The 20,368-nt window shown below is 64.9% G+C and carries 19 protein-coding genes, 1 tRNA gene and 1 pseudogene; 17 read left to right on the forward strand and 4 right to left on the reverse strand.

All coding sequences use genetic code 11. The features are described 5' to 3' along the window. The first annotated feature begins 18 nt into the window (after nucleotides 1-18). The 13 genes from hpaH (at nucleotide 19) to H2O75_RS01240 (ending at nucleotide 14,840) form a co-directional block, all read left to right on the forward strand. Nucleotides 19-804, forward strand: coding sequence for a 2-oxo-hept-4-ene-1,7-dioate hydratase (hpaH, locus tag H2O75_RS01180; RefSeq protein WP_182172552.1), 786 nt, complete (start codon nucleotides 19-21; stop codon nucleotides 802-804). Then, nucleotides 789-1,598 (forward strand): HpcH/HpaI aldolase family protein, encoded by an 810-nt coding sequence (locus tag H2O75_RS01185; RefSeq protein ID WP_182172555.1) that lies wholly within the window; start codon nucleotides 789-791, stop codon nucleotides 1,596-1,598. Before hpaH ends, H2O75_RS01185 begins: the two co-directional genes overlap by 16 nt. Nucleotides 1,599-1,720: 122 nt before the next feature. Next, nucleotides 1,721-2,200 carry a nucleoside deaminase gene (locus H2O75_RS01190; protein WP_182172558.1) on the forward strand — a complete coding sequence of 160 codons (480 nt, stop codon included), beginning with the start codon at nucleotides 1,721-1,723 and terminating at the stop codon, nucleotides 2,198-2,200. Between the two features lie 66 nt (nucleotides 2,201-2,266). Further along, nucleotides 2,267-3,061 (forward strand): sensor histidine kinase, encoded by a 795-nt coding sequence (locus tag H2O75_RS01195; RefSeq protein ID WP_182172561.1) that lies wholly within the window; start codon nucleotides 2,267-2,269, stop codon nucleotides 3,059-3,061. Beyond that, a complete protein-coding gene (locus tag H2O75_RS01200) occupies nucleotides 3,058-3,756 on the forward strand; it encodes a response regulator transcription factor (RefSeq protein WP_182172564.1) in 699 nt (232 codons plus the stop codon). Before H2O75_RS01195 ends, H2O75_RS01200 begins: the two co-directional genes overlap by 4 nt. Before the next feature lie 118 nt (nucleotides 3,757-3,874). After that, nucleotides 3,875-5,287, forward strand: a complete 1,413-nt coding sequence (locus H2O75_RS01205; RefSeq protein WP_182172567.1) for an MFS transporter — start codon at nucleotides 3,875-3,877, stop codon at nucleotides 5,285-5,287. Between the two features lie 57 nt (nucleotides 5,288-5,344). Next, the gene (locus tag H2O75_RS01210; RefSeq protein WP_182172569.1) at nucleotides 5,345-6,364 is read left to right on the forward strand and encodes an extracellular solute-binding protein; all 1,020 of its coding nucleotides are present in this window, start codon (nucleotides 5,345-5,347) and stop codon (nucleotides 6,362-6,364) included. Continuing rightward, the gene (locus H2O75_RS01215; protein WP_182172571.1) at nucleotides 6,354-7,874 is read left to right on the forward strand and encodes an ABC transporter permease family protein; all 1,521 of its coding nucleotides are present in this window, start codon (nucleotides 6,354-6,356) and stop codon (nucleotides 7,872-7,874) included. The genes H2O75_RS01210 and H2O75_RS01215 overlap by 11 nt, the downstream gene beginning before the upstream one ends. Then, on the forward strand, nucleotides 7,874-8,935 hold the full coding sequence (locus H2O75_RS01220; RefSeq protein ID WP_182172573.1) for an ABC transporter ATP-binding protein: 1,062 nt from the start codon (nucleotides 7,874-7,876) through the stop codon (nucleotides 8,933-8,935). The genes H2O75_RS01215 and H2O75_RS01220 overlap by 1 nt, the downstream gene beginning before the upstream one ends. A gap of 216 nt (nucleotides 8,936-9,151) precedes the next feature. Then, nucleotides 9,152-9,535, forward strand: a complete 384-nt coding sequence (locus H2O75_RS01225) for a metallopeptidase family protein (protein WP_259365272.1) — start codon at nucleotides 9,152-9,154, stop codon at nucleotides 9,533-9,535. Between the two features lie 54 nt (nucleotides 9,536-9,589). Further along, nucleotides 9,590-10,450 (forward strand): alpha/beta hydrolase, encoded by an 861-nt coding sequence (locus tag H2O75_RS01230; protein WP_182172575.1) that lies wholly within the window; start codon nucleotides 9,590-9,592, stop codon nucleotides 10,448-10,450. Then, complete coding sequence (locus H2O75_RS01235; RefSeq protein WP_182172577.1) at nucleotides 10,447-14,637, forward strand: hypothetical protein; 4,191 nt, start codon at nucleotides 10,447-10,449, stop codon at nucleotides 14,635-14,637. The genes H2O75_RS01230 and H2O75_RS01235 overlap by 4 nt, the downstream gene beginning before the upstream one ends. Continuing rightward, nucleotides 14,634-14,840: a hypothetical protein gene (locus tag H2O75_RS01240; RefSeq protein ID WP_182172579.1), complete on the forward strand. Its 207-nt coding sequence runs from the start codon at nucleotides 14,634-14,636 to the stop codon at nucleotides 14,838-14,840. The genes H2O75_RS01235 and H2O75_RS01240 overlap by 4 nt, the downstream gene beginning before the upstream one ends. Here the strand turns inward: H2O75_RS01240 and mscL are convergent. The 4 genes from mscL to H2O75_RS01260 form a co-directional block, all read right to left on the reverse strand. Beyond that, nucleotides 14,837-15,235 carry a large conductance mechanosensitive channel protein MscL gene (mscL, locus tag H2O75_RS01245; RefSeq protein WP_182172582.1) on the reverse strand — a complete coding sequence of 133 codons (399 nt, stop codon included), beginning with the start codon at nucleotides 15,233-15,235 and terminating at the stop codon, nucleotides 14,837-14,839. The two genes, H2O75_RS01240 and mscL, sit on opposite strands and share 4 nt — an antisense overlap. A 19-nt stretch (nucleotides 15,236-15,254) precedes the next feature. Beyond that, nucleotides 15,255-15,863, reverse strand: a complete 609-nt coding sequence (locus tag H2O75_RS01250; RefSeq protein ID WP_182172585.1) for an SAF domain-containing protein — start codon at nucleotides 15,861-15,863, stop codon at nucleotides 15,255-15,257. Between the two features lie 120 nt (nucleotides 15,864-15,983). Then, nucleotides 15,984-16,292 carry an FmdB family zinc ribbon protein gene (locus H2O75_RS01255; protein WP_182172587.1) on the reverse strand — a complete coding sequence of 103 codons (309 nt, stop codon included), beginning with the start codon at nucleotides 16,290-16,292 and terminating at the stop codon, nucleotides 15,984-15,986. Between the two features lie 106 nt (nucleotides 16,293-16,398). Beyond that, nucleotides 16,399-17,013 carry a 5-formyltetrahydrofolate cyclo-ligase gene (locus H2O75_RS01260; protein WP_182172590.1) on the reverse strand — a complete coding sequence of 205 codons (615 nt, stop codon included), beginning with the start codon at nucleotides 17,011-17,013 and terminating at the stop codon, nucleotides 16,399-16,401. Nucleotides 17,014-17,114: 101 nt separating this feature from the next. Here H2O75_RS01260 and H2O75_RS01265 point away from each other — a divergent pair, with 101 nt between their 5' ends. From H2O75_RS01265 to H2O75_RS11025, 4 genes and pseudogenes are all read left to right on the forward strand, one after another. Further along, on the forward strand, nucleotides 17,115-18,341 hold the full coding sequence (locus H2O75_RS01265; protein ID WP_182172594.1) for a molybdopterin molybdotransferase MoeA: 1,227 nt from the start codon (nucleotides 17,115-17,117) through the stop codon (nucleotides 18,339-18,341). A gap of 88 nt (nucleotides 18,342-18,429) precedes the next feature. After that, complete coding sequence (locus H2O75_RS01270) at nucleotides 18,430-19,380, forward strand: hypothetical protein (RefSeq protein WP_182172598.1); 951 nt, start codon at nucleotides 18,430-18,432, stop codon at nucleotides 19,378-19,380. A gap of 66 nt (nucleotides 19,381-19,446) precedes the next feature. After that, nucleotides 19,447-19,519 (forward strand) — tRNA-Ala (locus H2O75_RS01275). A 516-nt stretch (nucleotides 19,520-20,035) separates the two neighbouring features. Further along, nucleotides 20,036-20,314, forward strand: a pseudogene (locus H2O75_RS11025) (IS256-like element ISEle1 family transposase); the annotation flags it as partial. Between the last annotated feature and the right edge of the window lie 54 nt (nucleotides 20,315-20,368).

The following is a 20,368-nucleotide window of genomic DNA, read 5'->3' on the forward strand; positions in this document are numbered from 1 at the left end:
CCCCACGGAAGGACTCACATGTTAGAACGCAGCGTGATCACCGCGATCGCGGCCGAACTGGCAGAAGCCGATCGCACGAAGACTCCCATTCCCCGCATCACCGCCAGGTATCCGGACGCGACGGTCGACGACTCGTACGCGATCCAGGGCGTGTGGCGAGACCAGCAGATCGCGGCAGGGCGCCGGCTTGTCGGACGGAAGATCGGCCTCACGTCGAAGGCGATGCAGGCCGCCACCGGCATCACCGAACCCGACTACGGCGTCATGTTCGACGACACCGTCTTTGAGAACGGCTCCGTCATCGACACGGACAGATTCCTCAACGTCCGCATCGAGGTCGAACTCGCCTTCCTCCTCAAAGAAGCGCTCGAGGGGCCGAACGTGACGATCTTCGATGTGCTGAGAGCAACCGACTATGTTGTTCCGGCGCTCGAGATCCTCAACTCCCACATCGAACTCGACGGCCGCACCATCGTCGACACGATCTCCGATAACGCCGCCTATGGGGGGATGGTGATCGGCGGGAACCCCGTGCGGCCGGATGACATCGACCTCAGGTGGGTTGCGGCGCTCCTCTACAAGAACGAGACGATCGAGGAGACCGGGGTCGCGGCGGGTGTCCTCAACCATCCGGCCACCGGCGTGGCCTGGCTGGCCAACAAGTTCGCCCAGCACGGATCACGCCTCGAAGCGGGCGAACTGATCCTCGCAGGCTCGTTCACCCGTCCCATGTGGGTGGAGCGCGGGGATACGGTCCTGTGCGACTACGGAAGGCTGGGGACAATCTCATGCCGTTTCGTCTAGACCTGCCCGAGACCTTCACCCGGACACTCGAGCAGAGCGACCGTGCGCTCGTCGGCATGTGGCTGTGCTCCGGCAGCCCCATCAATGCCGAAATATGTGCAGGATCAGGCCTCGATTGGCTCCTCATCGACGGTGAGCACGCACCCCTCTCCCTCCAGGCGATCCAAACCCAGCTGCAGGTCATCGCCGCCTACCCCGTGACGCCGGTCGTGCGCGTCCCGAGCGGCGACGCGACCATCATCAAGCAGTATCTGGATCTCGGTGCGCAGAACCTCCTCGTTCCCATGGTTGACACGGCAGAGGACGCAGCCGCCATCATCTCCGCCACCCGCTACCCGCCCGAAGGCGTTCGGGGCGTCGGGTCTGCGCTGTCTCGCGCGGCCAGGTGGAACCGCGTCGACGACTACCTCGGGACAGCGAACTCGACCCACGTCAGCGTGATCGCCCAGATCGAGAGCGCGGAAGCAGTGGCGAATGCTCCCGCTATCTGCCGCTCCGGAGTCGACGCGATCTTCATCGGACCCTCCGACCTCGCGGCCTCCATGGGCCACCTCGGCCAACAGGCACATCCACAGGTGGTTGCCGCTATCCACACTGTCATCGCCGCCGCCCGCGAGGCTGGAATACCCGTCGGCATCAATGCCTTCGACCCGGCACACGCCCGGGACTATATCGACGGCGGCATCGACTTCATCCTCGTCGGGGCAGACGTGTCGTCCCTGGCGAGAGCGTCGGAGGCGCTCGCGCAGACCTTCATCACCGGCGACAGCCAGCCGCAGCGCTCCTCCTACTAGGGTCGAGCACGGCGCAGCCAGCCTTATCTGCGAGGAGGGCAGGCATCATGTCGGGGCCTCGAGGAATGGTGGGCAGCCGCGTTCCGCTTCCCACGGGGCTCCCTTCGTGGTTGAGTGGCGCCATGATGACAGATCGTGACTACCTTGAAGCCTGCGTGTCCCTCGCGAGAGAGGCGCTCGCGGCTGGTGATGAACCCTTCGGCTCGATCCTCGTCAGTGACGAGGGGGAGCAGCTTGTCGCCGATCGCAATCGGGTTGCGGGCGGGGATCAGACGCAGCATCCGGAGTTCGCCATCGCACGATGGGCTGCGCAGTTCCTCAGCCCTGACCAGCGCAGGCGTGCCACCGTCTACACGTCGGGGGAGCACTGCGCGATGTGTTCGGCCGCCCACGCCTGGGTGGGTCTCGGCCGCATCGTCTACGCCTCCTCGACGCAGCAGCTCGTATCGTGGCATGCGGAATGGGGGATAGCGCCGGGCCCAGTAGCGCCCCTGCCGATCACTGCGGTGGCTCCCGGGATCGACGTGGCTGGCCCCGACCCGGAGCTGAGCCTCATCGTCAAAGACCTCCATCGTCAGCTCCACGGCATTCCCGCCCCGTGACTCTCCGCGCCAACGGTTCCCCGGCGTCCAGTCGCCGTCTCCCGCGTCCTGTGTGAGGATCGAGCCATGGAGCTCCTCATCGTCCTCACCGTTGCCCTCGTGGCGAGTTCGTCCGCGATCGTCTGGCTGTGGCGTGACCGGCGGGCCCACCGTGCGGAGAGTGCCCGCCTGGCGGCAGAGCTTGCCGCGCGGGAGAAGCGCCCCGCCATCATCGCGCACGAGATCCGTACCCCGCTCGCACTCGTGCGGGGTGCGGCAGAGCTCCTCGCGGAGCAGACGCCGGGCCCCCTCAACGAGCGCCAGGTCGGCTTCGTCGAGACCATCACGGAGAACGTCCAGCAGGTCATCGATATCGCCGAGAACTTCATCTCCCAGGTGCGCCTCGACGACAATCCGACACTCCACACGCACGAACTCGTCGATGTTCGGGAGGTCGTCTACGAGGCGGCACGTGACATGCGGAGGATCACGAGCGTCCCCATCCGGGTCGATGCTCGCGGCGGCATGGTCCCCATCTATACGGAGCCGCACCTCATCCGCCAGCTCGTGTGGAATCTCGTCAACAATGCGATCCGGCATGCTGGGGACGGTGTCACCGTCATGGTTCGTATCACCCCCGGGGACGATGGTGGTGCGCTCCTGTCGGTGGGTGACACGGGATCGGGAATGTCCGAGAGGGATCAGGAATCGCTCTTCACGCCGTTCGCCACGGGATCATCCCGCAGGCCTGGAAGCGGCATTGGTATGCTGGTGACTCGGAAGATCGTCGAGGCTCACGGAGGAAACATCATGGTGGACTCCGAGGAGGGCTACGGAACGGCGATCCTCGTGTCCCTGCCGCGCGGTGAGGAGACCCGGTGAAACCCGTCGCTCTCGTCGTCGATGACGAGCTGCAGATGATCTCCATCGTCAGCTTCGCCCTCGAGGTGCAGGGCTTCGACTGCGTCGAGGCGAGCACCGTGCCAGACGCGTGGCGGGTGCTCACAAGCCAGCGGATCGATATCGTCGTCCTCGACGTCATGATGCCGTCCGGTTCGGGGGTCGACCTCGTCAAGCGCATGAGAGCCTCAGCGATCGACGTCCCCATCATCTTGCTGACAGCGCTGCGCGGCGAGAAAGACCGCATTGCCGGCCTCGAGGCGGGCGCCGATGACTATGTGACGAAGCCGTTCAGCCCGCGCGAGCTCGCCCTGCGCGCCCAAGCCATCGTCCGCCGTTCCCAACCGGCGGCCCACTCGGATGCGATTGAGGTGGGCCCCCTCACGATCGACACCCATGCCCTCACCGCCTACTGGGAGAACCGCCGTCTCGACCTGTCGGTGACGGAACTGCGGGTGCTCCTCGCCCTGGCCCGGCGCCCCGACAGCATCGTCAGCCAACGAGACATCGTCAACGAGGCGTGGGCGACGAGCGAGGCCATCGGCGGCCGAGAAATGGTGAAGACGACGATCTACCGGCTGAGGCGCAACCTTGCGAACGCGGGTGTGGATGGGCTCGTCATCGATTCCCATCGGGGCCTCGGATATGGTCTGCGCCTGGAGGACGAGTCTCGGTAACAGGGCTGTGACCGAGTGTGACCCTGGCCTGTAGCCCTGTCACCAGGGCAGATGAACAATGGTAGGCGCAGGCACCGTCGACAAAGAGGCAACGGTGCACGACCAAAGGGTTTCATTCATGGCTAACACATCTCGAGGGGGCCTCGGTGTTCTCTCCGCACCACCGGCAGGTACCCCCGTGCCGGAGAACGAGATCGATCCGCTCTACAAGCGGCTGAGGCGCCAGGCGTTCCTCGGTATCTTCTTCGGCTACGCAGGCTTCTACCTGATCCGCAACAACGTCTCGATCGTGTCCGCGGTCCTCAAGGAATACGACGTCCTCGACGCACTCGGCCTCGGCATTGTCGCCAACGCTGTTCTCTTCTCCTACGGCCTGTCCAAGTTCTTCATGGCCATGCTGTCGGACCGTGCGAACGCACGCTACTTCATGCCGCTCGGCCTCGCGCTGTCCGCGATCGTCAACCTTCTCATCGCCTTCGTCCCCGTCCTATCCGCATCAGTCGGACTCTTCGCCGCGATGATGTTCCTCAACGGCTGGTTCCAGGGCATGGGATGGCCGCCATCGGGCCGCGTCCTTGTGCACTGGTTCTCCACGAACGAACGCGGCTGGATGACCTCCATCTGGAACTGTGCACACAACGTCGGCGGTGCCGGTGTCGGCATCCTGGCCGCGTGGGCGCTCACACAGTTCGGCAGCTCCGAGGCCGACTGGGCCCCCGCCTTCTGGGCCCCCGCCATCGTTGCCCTCTTCGTGGCACTCTTCGCGTTCCTCACGATCCGCGACCGTCCCGAGGCCGTCGGCCTGCCCACGATCGAGGAATACCGCAACGATCCCGCCAAGGTTGAGCAGTCAGCCGATGAAGAGGGCATGCCCTGGAAGGAGACCCTCTTCAAGCACGTCCTCACCAACCGCGTCATCGTCCTGCTAGCGTTGACCAACGTGTTCGTCTACACGCTGCGGTATGGCGTCCTCAACTGGATCCCCGTCTACCTGACGGAAGAGATCCATGCCGCGGACATCACCGACGGCATCATCGGCTTCGCGATCTACGAACTCGCCGGCATCGTCGGCACGCTCCTGTGCGGCTGGATGTCGGACAAGGTGTTCAAGGGATGGCGGTCGGGTGCGGGACTCGTCTTCCTCGCCGGCGTCGGTGTCGCCATCGGCTTCTACTGGCTCCTCCCCGCAACCGCGCCGCTGTGGCTCTTCTACGTCCTCATCGCGATCATCGGCGGTCTCATCTACGGCCCCGTCATGCTCATCGGCCTCCAGGCCATCGATCTCTCGCCGGTCAACGTCGCAGGCACGGCTGCCGGCTTCACGGGACTCTTCGGCTACCTTCTCGGCGCATCCCTCGCTTCCACGGGCGTTGGTCTGCTCGTGAAGTTCTACGGGTGGAACGTGACGTTCGCATGCCTCATGGGCATCGTCGTCCTCGCCCTTATCTTCATGTGGATCGTCGGCAGGGACGAACGCAAGATGATGGATGCTCGCGAGGCCAAGCTCCTCGCCGAGCAGGACAACCGCTAGAGCTCCCACCCAGTATCCGCCGGTCTCCCTCGAGGCCGGCGGATACACTTGCTCTCGATGACACTGCGATCGCGCTGGTGGCGCGCCATGATGCCACGTATCGGTGCGGGGATCGTGCTGACCGCACTCGCGGTGGGAGTTCTCGCCCAGGAGCGGCTCACGTCCCCGGACCTTGTCGTGCTGTGCTCCAACAATGTCGAATCCTGCGTTGCCGTCGTCGCCGAATATGAGGAGATGACGGGCGCGGACGTGACGGTCGTCCGCATGCCCACAACGGAGGCCCTTGCCCGCATCCGTGTCCCCAAAGATGTCGGTGAGTTCGATGTGTGGATGGGAGGGCCGGCAGATGCCTACACGCTGGCCGCGAACGAAGGCCTCCTCGCCGTCCCCGATATTGCCGACTCATCGAACATCCCGGCGGACCTCAAGGATCCCGATGGTCGATGGTATGGGATCTATGGCGGGATCCTGGCTTTCTGTGTCGCGGCCGACGCGCAAGCGCCCCGAACATGGGAGGACCTCCCGGAGCACGACGGCGTCGTCATCCCCAACCCGCTGACGTCGGGGACGGCACTGACGATGCTGTCCGTCCACTACGAGCGTCTCGGCTCCGTCGATGCTGCGATGGCATACATGGCCCGGCTCGATGACACGGTCCTCACCTACACCGATTCCGGTACCGTGCCCGCCCACGTCGTCGGCTCGGGCAGGGCCGACGTCGGAGTGACCTTCGGGCCCTATTGCGAGCGCGAACAGCTCCTCGGCTACGACGTGACAACGGTGTATCCCCTCGACGGGACAGGCTTCGAGGTGGGTGCCATCGCCGTCCTCGACGAATCATCGGCCCGTGTCGAGGCGACTCGTTTCGTCACGTTCACGATCTCCGACACCGGTCAACAGATCGGTGCGGCGGCCGCCAGCCAGCTCCCTGTCAGCGACCGCCTCGACATCCATCTCACCCAGGAGCTCGAGGATCTTGATGTGCCGATCTTCGGTCGAGACATGGTAGCGGCCGGTGAGCGGCGAACGGACCTCATCACCGCCTGGGTGAGGCAGGTGCGTCACGGTGCCTACTAGCAGCAGGAGGATAGCGGGAGCCGTTCTCGCGGCCGTGATCGTCCTCGTCATCGGTGCCGAATGGGAGGAGTGGCGTCAGCTGCTGCCCACCGTGTCACGAACCGTTGCCGTGAGCGCCGCGGCGGGCGCGGCGGCCGCGATCATGGGGGCGGCGATGGCGTTCGCCCACCGCCTCGGCGGGCAGTATTCGTGGGCGATCGCCATGATCGCCTGCATCCCGCTCGTCTTCCCCTCGGTGGCTCTCGCTACCGCTCTCATCCAGGCGCCGTTCGGGATGAATCCCTACGGTCCCGCGATCGTCATCGTGTCGCAGGCGATCGGATATTTGCCTGTCACGTTCGTCATCCAGGCACTTGCTCTCGCATCGGTCAGCGATGAGGTTCTCATGGTCAGCGCCTCGCTCGGCGCGAGTCCCCTCCGCACGATCCAGCGCGTGCTCCGCAGGCCGTGGCTGAGAGGGTTCGGGATGAGCGGGGCGGTTGCCACGCTCTTCATCGCCAGCGATCCCTCCGTCACCCTCGTCTATGGCGGCACAGATTCCTACGTGGCCTCCCACATGTTCAGGGGTGTCAGCACGGGGCTGACCACATCGATCGGGCCCGCCCTCGTCGCACTCGTCCTGCCCGCCGTCGTCTTCGCACTGTTCCTCACATCTATCGACTGGGGTGCCCTGCGGGAACCGTTCCGTGTGAGGGCTCCCGAGTTCGTCAGCGAATACATGACCGCACGGCGTGCACTGCTCCCGCTGACCGCTCCCATCGCCATGACGGTTCTCCTCCTCCTTGCCGTGATCGTCCGCGGAGCATCCCGGGTGAGTCTCGCCAACGGCCTACCCGTCACCCTGGCCGCCACAACCCTCGTCGTCCTCCTCCTCGTCATCCCGGCAGCCCTGCTCGGCGCGCTGGCGACAACCTATCTGGCGAGACGCGGGCCGGCCTTACGGATCATCGTCACGGGGTTGCTCGCCGGCACCTTCCTCCTGTCGCAGTCCGTCATCGGCATGATGCTGTCGGCTGTCTTCCGGGACTCGATCACGATCGGTTCCGCGACCGTGCTGCCCTCCCTCGTCGGGGGCGGATCTCTTGCCGGGGGCTACGTGGCGGTCGGCTTGGCCTACCTCTCCGTGGCACTCCCGATAGCGCATGTGGGGATGATGATCATGGTGCGGGACATGGGGGATCTCGTCGATGCTGCGCGCGATGCTGGGGCTGACCGGGTGCGGGCAGGATTCGTGCTGGCGCCCGTCCTCGCGCCCCGCATGATCGCCCTCGTCGCCTTCATGTCCGGTGTCATCCTCACGCGGACAACCCCGATCATCTTCGTGCAGCCGCCCGGTTTCGAGACCGCATCGACGAGCCTGACCACGCTCGCGGCGGCAGGATGGGATGATCGAGTCTTCGCCGTCAGCCTCGTCACGGCACTCGTTGCCACCGTCTCCTTCCTTGTGGCGACGGCGGGCCTGTCCCAGGCATGGTGGGGCACCGGATCCGATGTGAGGAGGACAGTCTGATGGTGGGCTCGGTCGAGGGGTTGCGTGTCGAAGGCCTCTGCGTGGATATGGGCAGGCCGATCATCCGCGACCTGAGTCTCGACATTCCGCGCGGCGGCATCCTTGCCGTCGTCGGCCCGTCGGGGTGCGGGAAGACAACGCTTCTCAAGACGATAGCGGGGCTGATGAAGCCGCACCGCGGCCGCATCCTCATCGACGGCGACGACGTGACCCGCGTGCGTGCCCAATCCCGCCAAACCGGGCTCGTCTTCCAATCGCCCACACTCTTCCCTGGCGTCACGGTGCGAGACAACATTGCCTTCGGTCTCGATGATGCTCGGATGAGCGAGAGGCGCAGGAACGACCGTGTCGATAGTGCGATGGCGATCATGAACGTGACGGGCCTGGCGCAGCGCCTGCCGCACGAGCTCTCGGGCGGGCAGGGGCAGCGCGTCTGTCTCGCCCGCACCCTCGTACGACGCCCCCGTGTACTCCTCCTCGATGAACCGGTCGCCCACGTCGAAGCGGCCCTCCGCCACGCCATCCACGCCGATATCGATACGCAGGTGAGACGCATGGGCCTCAGCGCCATCTACGTCACCCACGATATTGACGAAGCATGCACGGTGGGGGACAGGATCGCGATCATGAACGAGGGGCGGATCGTTCAGATGGGAAGCCCGCGGTGGGTCTACGACCATCCGGATTCCCTCTTCGTCGCACACCTCATGGGAGTCGAGAACATCCTCTCCGGGACGGCGACAGCCCTCCGCGGCGACAGTGCTCATGTGACGATCGGGAAGCTCCGAGTCACCCTGCCCTGCCATCCCACGGTCACGCCGGGGCCCGTCACCGTCTTCGTCACGCCCGAATCGATCGCACTCGACAGGCCTGACGGCCTCACGGGGCAGATCATCGCAGTCGGCTTCGCACGCTCCCACATGGTCTACGACGTCGAGACCGATATCGGCACCCTCGTCGTGCACGAACCGACCTCCGTCGAACCACGCCCACTCGGCACGCCCGTCACCGTCACGCTGACGGGCGGCTGGGTACGTCCCCGCTCCCACCAGGCGCCCTGACCTCGACCCGAGAGACGACTCGACCCGAGAGACGACTCGACCTGAGCGGCAACGTGACCGTGGCTGAATGGTGGGATGTCGGGGAGAAAAGGAGACTGGTCGGCAGGGGCGAACATCGTCCGGGACGGATATCGACTGCGGGAAGGACGTGGGCACCAGGAAGCGGAGGGTGGCCGGCGGGTGTGCTGAGTGGGGCGGACGTGGGACGATAGCGGCGTGGTATTTCTCAGCGAAGAAGACTTCGAACACGCCGTGGCGGACGCACTCGACCTCGTCCCGGAAGGTCTCATGAACGCAGTCGACAATGTCGTGTTCCTCATCGAGGAGGAGCCGCGCCCCGACATGGTCCTGCCCGATGAACTCGATGAGTCAGGGCAGGCGCAGCTGCTCGGCCTCTATGAGGGGACAGCGCTGACGGACCGTGACGACGGGTGGGCGGGAGCCCTCCCGGACACGATCTTCCTCTTTCGCGGTCCGCTCAGCAGATACTGCGACACCGTGGAGGAACTCATCGACGAGATCGCGGTGACCGTGATCCACGAGATCGCCCACCACTTCGGCATCGACGATGATCGCCTGCACGAACTGGGCTGGGGATAGCCGACGGCACCGTTCCACCACCGCGACGATCGTGATCGTGGGAGAGTAGAGGGCATGGAACTTCGTTTGGTCATTGCCGTCGGCGAGCCCCGAGGCACCGTCCTCCTCCTGCACGGCTACGGGGAGCACGCGGGCAGGTACTCCGCACTCATCGAGTCCTTCGCGGCGGGCGGATACGACGTGTTCTTCTACGACCAGGACGGGCACGGAACCGCGCCGGGACGGAGAGGCTGCTCCGATGTGGGGGAGCTGATCTCCCACCATATGCAGGCACGCCGGGAGGCCCGTGCCCGCATGAGAACCACACGGCTCGTGCTGTTCGGACATTCCATGGGCGGACTCGTCACCGCAGCCTCCGCCCTCATCGACCCCGCGGGCCTCGACGCTGTCGTCCTCTCAGGCCCGGCCTTCCGCCAGTTCCCCGAACTGCCGGGCACCGCGACTCGTATCGGCTACGCCCTGGCCTCCGTCTTCCCCAGCCTGCCGGTTGCGGCACTCGACTCCGGTCTGATCAGCAGGGACCCGAAGGTGGTCCGCGACTACGACAATGACCCGCTCGTCTTCCACGGGAACGTTCCGCTCCTCACGGGAGCATCGATGGCAGTGCAAGGCCAGAAAGCACTCGACCACGCGAACCGGTGGCCGGCGACACTCCCGCTCCTCGTCTTCCACGGCAGTGCAGACGGGCTCGCCAACATCGCCGGATCGAGAGCCTTCGTCTCCCACGCACGGGCCAACGGTGCACCAGCCGACTTCGTGACCGTCGACGGCGCATACCACGAGGTTTTCAAGGAACCAGAACACAAAGAGCTGGAAGACCACATGCTGTGGTGGCTCGATCAGCAGATTCCTGCAGGTCGACAAGCGCGCGCTTCACTGACCGAGGGCCCTTCAGTCGGTACGGTAAAGGGGTGAGCCCCATATCGTTCTTCCGTAAGAAGCACACCCAGGAACCAGCGGAGCAGTCGGCACCATCGCCGCAGTCCCCGCCAGAACCCGAGGTGGATGTACGCGAACCCGTCACACGGGACGATGAACCCAACTGGGACATCAACCACGTCAACGGCGTCACCGTGACGACCGGCGAAGAGGCGGAGGCCGCCTATGCGGCGATCACCGAAGCGTTCGCGTCGTGGCGTTCCAGCCTGGCCGAGCAGACAGGCGACATCATTCTGTCTGCCAGTGAACCAGACGTCGTCGACCTCTCCCACATCCACCCCACCGGGGCGGCAGGCTTCTATGCGGGAAGCCCCACCCCGCTCACCTCCCTCTTCCGGGAAGCGGACGCACTGTCGACGGCACGCACGAAGATCAACGCGCTTCTCGCGAAGCAGCGCGGCCTCGAAGAGGCCTACGGATCCGCTCCCATCTCCCTCATCCACGGCACACTGACATGGTCCGAGATCAGGCCGGGACAGAAGCACAGCCCAGACATCGATGGCGATATCGAGGTCGAACTCGGCGCAGCATTCGACGAGACGGGGCAGATCTCCCTCGAAGAGCTCGAACGGGTCGAACCGACAGGCCCGCAGATCATCGAGGTCGTCGAGCCCGCCCTCCGCCGCAGCGTCCACATCGCCACCTCGACCGCCTCGGACCCGGTGCTCACACTCGGGGACGAAACCGATATCTCCTCCGCCGTTCTCGGCGGCCTGCGACGCTACGGGGCGCCCACCGAAGCAGTGGAAGAGGTCCGCTCACTCGCCCACAACCCCCAGACCCAAGACGCGGCACTCTCGCGCCTGCGCGAACTCGCCCGCGTCTACCTGCCCGGCTGCGTATACGAAGGCAGCACCCTCCTCGCGCTGGCCTCTTCACCCTCAGCGATCCTGCACGACGACCTCGTGACGATGGAACCACAGGTACGGGCATCCACCCTACTTGCCGACCTGGTTCTCAACCGTCCCAGCGAGAATGAGATCCCCACCAACCCGCTCGACCGCTCCCCACAGGCAGAACGCGGAGCCGGCCAGCTCGACGTGGCCGAGCTCGACATCGTCGATGCTGTCGCAGGCGGCACCTCCGTCTTCATCGATGCCACTCCGGGAACCGATCCGAGGCGAGTCCTCGCCTCGATCGCAGCCGATAACGCAGCATCGCAGAAACCTGTTCTCTACGTGTACGGCAGCGCATCCGCACAGCGCTCCTTCACCGCCCAGCTCGAACGGCTGGGCCTGGGGGAGGCGCTCGCGGACTTCTCGAAGCTCTCGGAGGTTCCGCTCCGGCTGCGGACAGGCATGCGGCTGAAATCCCCGGTGATCGATGGGGAGGCCGTGACGGAGCGCAATGCTCAGCTCGAGGCTGACCGCGAGCAGCTGACGGCCTTCATGACTGCCCTGCACGAGACGTCCCCCAAGTGGGGAGTGTCCGCCTATCAGCTCCTCACCCGGATCGTCGACATGTCTCTCGAGGAGGGCGGGTCGGTGACGAAGATCCGCCTGCACGAGACCGTCGTCGGTGCGCTCTCGGACGAGAGTGCCCGCCACGAGGCCGCCGCGAAGCTCGATGAGGCGCTCCGCCTCGACCAGCGCGCCTCAGAGGCTGATCCGTGGGCCGGTTCGACCATCACGTCAACAGAGAAGGCGGTCGCGATTCACGACCGCGTCACCCATCTCGCCGATATCAGCGTGCCCGCCCTCATGGATCAGGTGCAGCGCGTGGCCGCCGAGACGGGGCTGCGCAAGGCAGACAGCCTCGAGACGTGGGCGAGCCAGCTCGACCTGCTGACCGACGTTGCGGAGACGCTCGATACGTTCCGCCCCCACATCTACGAACGGTCGGTTGCGGACATGATCATCGCGACCGCCTCGAATGAATGGCGGGGCAAGCACGGCTCCACGATGAGCATGTCGGAGCGGCGCAGGCTGAAGAAGGAAGCACGGGACATGGTGCGTCCCGGACAGGACGTGTCAGACCTCCATGCGGCCCTCTCCCAGGTCCAACGGGAGCGGGAGACGTGGCGCCTCCATGCAGAGCCCGGCTCATGGCCCACGATTCCGGAAGGCATGGGTGCACTCCGGAGCACGATGAGCGACGTCCAGGCAGAGGTGGCCGAACTCGCCGAGGTTCTGCCAGACGGCAGCGAACTGAGCGCAATGAGTCTCCTCGACCTGCGCAAGCGCTGCCAGGCACTGGCCCGCGAATCGGGTGACCTGGCGGACCTGCCGAAGAGGAACACGCTGCGCGCAGAGATCGAGGAGCTCGGCCTCACCGAGATCTTCGCGGACATGAGCGCACGCGCAGTCAGCCCCGACAGGGCGAGCAGCGAGCTCCATGCCGCCTACCTGGCATCCGTCTTCGAGCTCATGTTCTCCTCCACCCCCGAGCTCGTGGCCGGGGCAGGGAGCCAGGCGGGCGATCTCATCGCCCGTGTCGTCCGGGAGGACCGCGAACACGTGGAGTCCATGCCGGGCTATATCTCCCGCGCCATCATCGCCACCATGCGAGCCACCATCACGAAGAACAAGGATCAGACGCTCGAAGCGGACCGGTTCCTCGAGGAACACGGTGTCGCGGGCTTGCGCGAAGCGATTGCGCGATGGGGAACGATCCTGCAGGCAGCGCGGCCGATCTGGGCCATGAGCGCGGTTGCCGTCGCACAGTACATTCCGCCGATGGAGTGGTCGGATGTGGTGATCCTCGACGGGATCGATTCGATCGAGCTGGCACAGCTCGTTCCCTCCCTCCTTCGCGGACGGACGATCGTCGTCTCCGGCCGAGCCCAGAGCAGAGGCGAAGCGGTCTCCGCACTTGCCACATCCCTGCCGGTTGCCAGCCTTCCCACGCACTCCTCTCGCCACGATGAGATGACGGCCCGCTTCCTGGCCGATAACGGCTTCTCCACGGGCCTGGCAGTCTTCCCGACAGCACCGTCCCGGCCGGCCCCCCGACTCATCGTCGTGGACGGCACCGGCGTGCCAAGCCCACGCTCGGGCCTCGTCGAAGGCCCCGAGAAGGAGGTCGAGGCCGTTGTCGAGGCCGTTGTCGACCTCGCTCTCTCACGGCCCGCCGAATCGATCGGCGTCATCGCCCTCAACGCCGTTCATGCCGAACGCGTCCGGGCCGCGATCCGCTCCGTTGCGCGAACGTCATCGGCTCTCGGCGCTCTCACCGATCCGACGGTGCGCGAACCCTTCACGGTTGTCGATGCGACGTCCTCGTGGGGGCTCCGCCGTGACCACATCATTCTCACCGTCGGATTGGGCAAGACCGTGCACGGCCGGGTACTCCACTCCTTCGGCAGTCTGTCGACCGAGGCCGGAGTGGACGGGCTCGTATCCGCCCTCGAATCCCCCAGGAAGTCCCTCACCGTCGTCTCGTCGTTCGAGGCGGCCGACATCGATCGAGACAGGCTGGGCGCCCCCGGCTCCATCCTCCTCGTCGATCTTCTCGACGCCTACCGCAAGCAGGCACCCCACGAGAAGCCTGACGAGCCGGAGAACAGCAATGCCCTCCTCACGGACCTGGTCAACAGGATCCGGGAACGCGGCTACCTCGCGCAGGCGGGATATCGTCGTCGCGGTTCTCTCAGCATCCCGCTCGTGGCCGGACATCCCGATATTCCGGGACAGTGGGCTGTCGCCGTGACGATCGACGACGATGTCTATGCCGCGGAGAAGTCGCTGCGCCGCAGGGACCAGTTCTGGCCTGCGATGCTGACGGGGCGGGGATGGCGAGTGGTTCCCACCGTCACCACATCCGTCTTCTTCGAACCACAGACAGAAGTGGAGCGGATCATCGCGGCTGTCGATGCTGTGCGTGACGAGGCACGTCTCGCCGCGAGCAGGGCCCGCACAGCGAAGTCCCTCCCCGCACATCTCGACATCTCCTCCATCGACGACGATCTCGACGAACCGTCGAGAATCTCTCGTGGCCCCCGCCCGAAGGTGTCGCCCGGCATGCCACTCGCCGCCTACTCGGACGATCAGCTCGATGAGCTGGTTGCGTGGATCCTCAGCGACGGTGCACGCCGTACCGAAGACGACATCGTCGAGGAGCTGAGATCGGAACTCGATCTGCGTCGTCGCGGCATCCAGGTCGATGTCGTCCTGCGCAATGTCGTCCGTCGGCAGACCGCGGCAGAGGACGAGCCGGAACTGTGACGAAGTCTCGCCGGGTCGTGCACCTCTCCCGGGTCGACCGGGAGAGGCTCGAACGCGGGGAGATAACAGCCCCCGAAGAAGCCCTCCACAAAGACGATCCGCCCGCCCGGGTGAAACCGGTACGGGCGGAGAGCCAGCGTCGCGAGGGACTGTCGGCCCGCGATCGGGAGATCGCGGAGAACCGTCCTCCCCACTGGGGTTAGAGCCGCGGAGCGTTGCTCTCGCGCAGCAGATCGCGGATCTCGGTGAGGAGCATGATGTCTTCCGCGGGGGCCTTCGGCTCCTCGGCGATGCCGGCGGCGCGGCGCTCAGCCAGCTTGTTCATCGGCATCACGATAAACAGGTAGAGGGCGAGAGCGACCAGGAGGAAGCTGACGAGAGCGGTCAGGATCGCTCCGGGCTGGATTGTTGCCCCGTTGAGCTTGAAGGCGCCGACGGAATCAAAGTTGGGCTCCCCGAAGAGCGCACCGATCAGAGGGTTGATGAACTTGTCCACCAGGGCCGTCACAACACCCGAGAATGCGGCGCCGATGACAACGCCAACGGCAAGGTCGATCGCGTTACCGCGCGAAATGAACTCCTTGAATCCCTGGAGCATGGGCGTCCTTTCTCGTCGTTCAACCGTGCAGGACTGCCACGAGAGGCGTCCGTGCACTGATGCCAAGGACAAATGTAGCGTCATCGGACGAGACCGCAACAAATGCGTACGTGAGCTCCGTCGTATCCGTCCCGAACCGTGAGGCGGCCACGTCAGAGAACGCCATGATCGTCGCAGCCGTCGCGGCCTGAAACGCCTCACCGGCCTCGTCAGAACCCCACAGGTCAACACTCGACCCGACGGGAGTGAGCTCCTTCGGAGTGGACAGGAGAACGGGAACGATGACAGTCCCGGCGGGGGCACTGTCGGCCAGCGTGGGGCCCACGAACATCGACTCGGTGACAGGAGTTCCAGCCGGAACCCCGATCGACAGACGATGTCCCGCAACATCCTCCGGGACGAGATCACGCGGTATCGTGCCCGTCGGAGCCGCAACCCAGGCAACGTCCGAGACGGAGATGACATGACCGGCCGGCATGTCCGAGGCCGCGACCATGATCTGAGAGGTCACGCGCCCCGACGAGCCGATGGCAGAGACGACGATGGCGAGGCAGAGAGCGAGAAGCGCGGCGGTGATCAGCCTGCGCCACCGCCACATCATGGCACGGAAAGTGGGCCGAGAAGACATGCTGCGAGCCTAGGCCGTGACGGGCTGTGTCAGCGGCAGCGCTCAGGGGATTGTGGATCGTTCCCTCGGGGGAGAAGCGGGGGACAGAGAACTGCCCCGCCGTCGAGGCGGGGCAGCGTGTCAGCTTGCGGCAGCAGGAGCGCTGGCTGGGGCGGGTGTGCTCGCCGGAGCCGGTTTACTCTCCGGAGCAGACGGAGTGCTCGCGGACGTGTCGCTGCTGGGCGAATCCTTCGCCGCCAGGCTCGACGACGAGCCGCGGGAATCGTTGCGGTAGAAACCGGAACCCTTGAAGACGATGCCGACCGAGTTGAAGAGCTTGCGAAGCTCTCCACCACAGGACTCGCACACGGTGAGGGCGTCGTCAGAGAATGACTGCTGAATATCGAATTCGTTGCCGCATGCCTTGCAACGGTAAGAATAAGTTGGCACGTAACACTCCAGTTGACGGGGATCTACGAGAGCCCATCCTACTCCACAGTCCCCGCGAACTTTCGAGAGGGTGGCGGGGATGACACTCGTCCCATCCCCGCACGCCTCAGCGGCCGATCTGGATGGTCTCGCCCGGCAGGAGGACGAACGGAATCGGCACATCCTGCTCATCGTGGGGGAGCGGCCGATCCATGAACTCCCACGGATAGATCAGGGCACCGACTTTCGATGTCACGTTCTGTTTCAGCATCCTGTCGTACCAGCCGCCGCCCTGGCCGATGCGGGAACCGCGATGGTTGACAGCCAAGGCAGGCACGATGATGACATCGGCCTCCTCAACCGCTTCGCTGGGCAGCGCCTCCCCGCGCGGAGAAGGCGGACGCCCCGGCGCCTCGACGACGAGATCGTCAGAGGTGTATTCGGCCCACATGCGAGCAAGCCCGGGTCCGAGCTTCGGCAGGAGGATCCGCACCCCGCGCTCGTGCAGAGCAGCGATGGCGAGAAGAGTATCGGGTTCGTTCTTGACGGACACGTAGAGGGATATGGTCTTGGCATCGGCCGCGAAATCGAGGATGGTGTCGGCGAAGACAGGGGCGAAGTTCTCAACGTCCTTCGCGGTCAACTTTGACCGACGATCGCGCAGAACACCTCGAACCATCTGTTTCGCATCGACAACGTCAACGTGGGAGACATCGGGCAGTGCCACTTCTTCAGTGGTCATGCCCCTATTGTCCCACGAGCACCGGGAACAATCGACCGCATTGCCCCACGTTCGCGGTATCCGAGCAAGTCACGGTCTAAGATCGACGCAGGAGGCTACACGTGAAAACCGTTTCTGAACTCGTCGACGACTGCCTGGCGGTCCTGCGCGACATCCCCGTCCTCGACGTCCCCCTCGCGGACTCCGTGGGTTCCGTCCTCGCCACAGATGTCGTCTCGCCGACCAGCGTGCCCGCACGCGACGTCGCGGCACGAGACGGTTACGCCGTGCGATCGTCGGACGTCGCCGGGGCGAGCATCGACCACCCGATCTCGCTGCCCGTCACGGGCGAGATACTCGCGGGCCAGGACTCGATCGACGTCCTTCCCCCGCGCACCGCCATCCGACTGTCCTCCGGCGCGCCCATCCCACGAGAGGCAGACGCCCTCGTCCCGATCGAATGGACGGACGCGGGCCGCGCAACCGTGACGGTGAGGCGCCCCGCCGAGGAGGGCGAGAACATCCGCTTCGAGGCGGAAGACCTCGAGGCCGGCCTCGTCGCACTCGAGCGCGGTACCCGCATCGGCCCCCGCCAGATCTCCCTCCTTGCCGCGGCGGGCCTCGGAACAGTCGCCGTGAAACCATCCCCCCGCGTCGTCATTATGTCGATCGGAGACGAACTGGTCGAACCCGGCAAGGCCGGACATCCCGGTACCGTCTATGACGCGAACTCCCATGGGCTCGCCACCGCCATCCAAGAGCTCGGAGCCATCGTGTTCCGTGTCCCCGGCGTCTCCGACGACAAGAAGGCGCTGCGGGATGCTCTGCAGGATCACATTGTCAGGGCAGACGTCATCATCACCACCGGCGGGCTCTCGTACGGCGGGGGAGACAACCTCAAGGAAGTCCTCTACGACCTGGGGAACGTCCGATTCGACCGCGTCGCCATGGCGCCGGAGCGTCAATACGGCGTGGGGCTCATCGGATTGGAGGGGGAACCCGATTCCGTTCCCATCTACTGCCTGCCGGGCAGCCCCGTCGCCGCGCTCATCGGCTACGAACTGTTCGTGCGGCCCGCCCTGCGGCGCGCAGTCGGCCACACCAACGTGTATCGCCGCACCGTCAAAGCCCAAGCCGTGCGGGCCTGGTCATCCCCCTCGGGCCTCGAAGAGTATGTCCCCGTCAAGGTGGCGGGCAGACCATCCGAGGGCTACCGCTTCGAACCGACAGGCCTCCCCGGCCAAGAACTGCTGTACGGACTCGTCCGCGCCAACGCTCTCGCCGCCATCCCAGCCAGTGTCGACAGCGTCGCGGTGGGAGACACTCTCACCTGTCTCGTCCTCGATTAGGCCCATTACCTTGAAACTCCCTGATCATCGAGGCAACACGCCGTATAACCTCACGATCGAGATCCCGTCAACGATCTAGGTTTGTGATGTGGAGTTTCAGGGATATGCGCTGTTCGCGGCTGTCATCGTCTTGCTGACCGTCGTCTACCCCACACTCTCCTGGCGGAGCCGAGTAGCCCTCGCAACGCCTGTTGATGAGCGTGTGTCCGAGAACCTTCGCGTCGTCAATTCTGTCGACAGGTGGACCACCTCAACGTCCGCCAATCGCGGAACAATCCTGCCACGAGTGGAGCCGAGAATGAGCGATAAGCGCCGGGTCGATCCCAACAACCTTCGCACGCTCGCAGCCAGCCGAGCCCGGGCCCGTGCCCGCGTCGCTCAGCGCACGGCCCGCATGAGAGCCATGGGCATGGGAGTCGGCGTTGCCGTCCTCATCTCGCTCATCGCCTGGATCATCGTCGCCGCAGGCACCGCCCACATGGTTCTCGCCATCATCCCCACGATCCTGACAGTCGCCGGTCTCGGCCTCTACATCCGCGTTCTGCCCTCCGCGCGTGAAGCGAACGCGAAGGACCAGAAGACGATCGCGAAGCTCGACAGCAAGCTGGAGAAGCTCAGTGCAACGGCCCGCGTCCAAGACCGCAAGCCCAAGGCCTCGAAGAAGGTGCCCCGCAAGGTAGCCGAAGCACGCCGTGCCTCCGCACAGTCCGCAGCATCTGCCGCCAGTGTTGTCTCAGCCAGCACCGTCGCATCAGCGCCTACCGTTGCCTCCGCACCGGAAGCCCCGGCCCCGCGCACGCAGACAGTCAAGCCGGCAGTGGTAGTGTCCACTCCGAGTTACACGCCGAAGCCCACCTTCTCCCGCCGCACCGTCAAGCCCTTCGAACCGGCAGAGGCACCCACGGCACCCGTCCCGTACCGTCCTATGCAGATGGGGGAGAAGTTCTCCCACGCTGTCTCCGCATCATCAGCGGATGCGGCCCCCATCATCGCAACCTTCAACTTCGACGAAGTTCTCGAAGCACGCCGCCGAGCATAAGCGTGATCAACGAGACGCATCTGATTACGTCCCGCCGATCCATATCTGATAAATTATTGTTCATCAGGGGCTATGGCGCAGTTGGTAGCGCGTCTCGTTCGCAATGAGAAGGTCCGGGGTTCGAATCCCCGTAGCTCCACGATCAGGGCGAAGTGTCATACGCTGACATTTCCCCCCTTTGCCGTATCTCCATGAGGGCTTATAGGACATTTGGTGTTGGTTTGATCTTGGTCTTTTGTTGCCGTGATGCCATTAGGTCGGTGTTGAAGTTCGCGCGGCTGAACTTGATGGGTGGACATTTCGTGTTGGTTTGACTCCAACCTTTCGTTGCTTTGACGCGGAAAAGTGGGAGTTGAAGTTGGTTCTACGGGGCTGGCTTATAGGACATTTCGTGTTGGTTTGGGCTTGATGTTTCGGCGCGTTCTCAACGGAGAGTCAGGGCCGAAGTTGCCTGATAGGGAGGGTGAACACTCCTTATTGCCGCCCGTGCGAGCAGGCGATGACACGTTATGGAAAGACCAGTACGGGACGTCAGCGCTACCGTTGTGGCGGGTGCGGGATGAGTCGCGTAGCGGCGATCGATACCTCCGCGAAAGACTTCGCCCTGTTCTTGTCGGTTCTTTTCTCTCGCCAGCGCCAGCGCGACCTGCCTGGTGCTGGACGGACGTTTCGTCGGCGTACCGCACGGTTCTGGCAGCTGTGGCCCATCCCTGATGTGGTTGACGAGGTCCACCGGGTGATCGACGTCGATGGGATCTACCTCGGACGCAGAGCCGTGATCCTGATCGCCTGCACCGACACTCATGTCGTGGGCTGGTACCTTGCACGCAGCGAACACAGCCAGGCCTGGGGCGCTTTGTTGTCCCGGAGCGCACCCCCGCAGGTGGTGGTCACTGATGGTGGATGGGGCTTTGCCAAAGCCCGCTCGTCTCTGGATACGCTGATCCGGACCAAGACCCTGTTCACCTACGTTGATCCCGCCAACTTC

It is taken from the genome of Flaviflexus equikiangi (genome assembly GCF_014069875.1).
Lineage (GTDB): Bacteria > Actinomycetota > Actinomycetes > Actinomycetales > Actinomycetaceae > Flaviflexus > Flaviflexus equikiangi.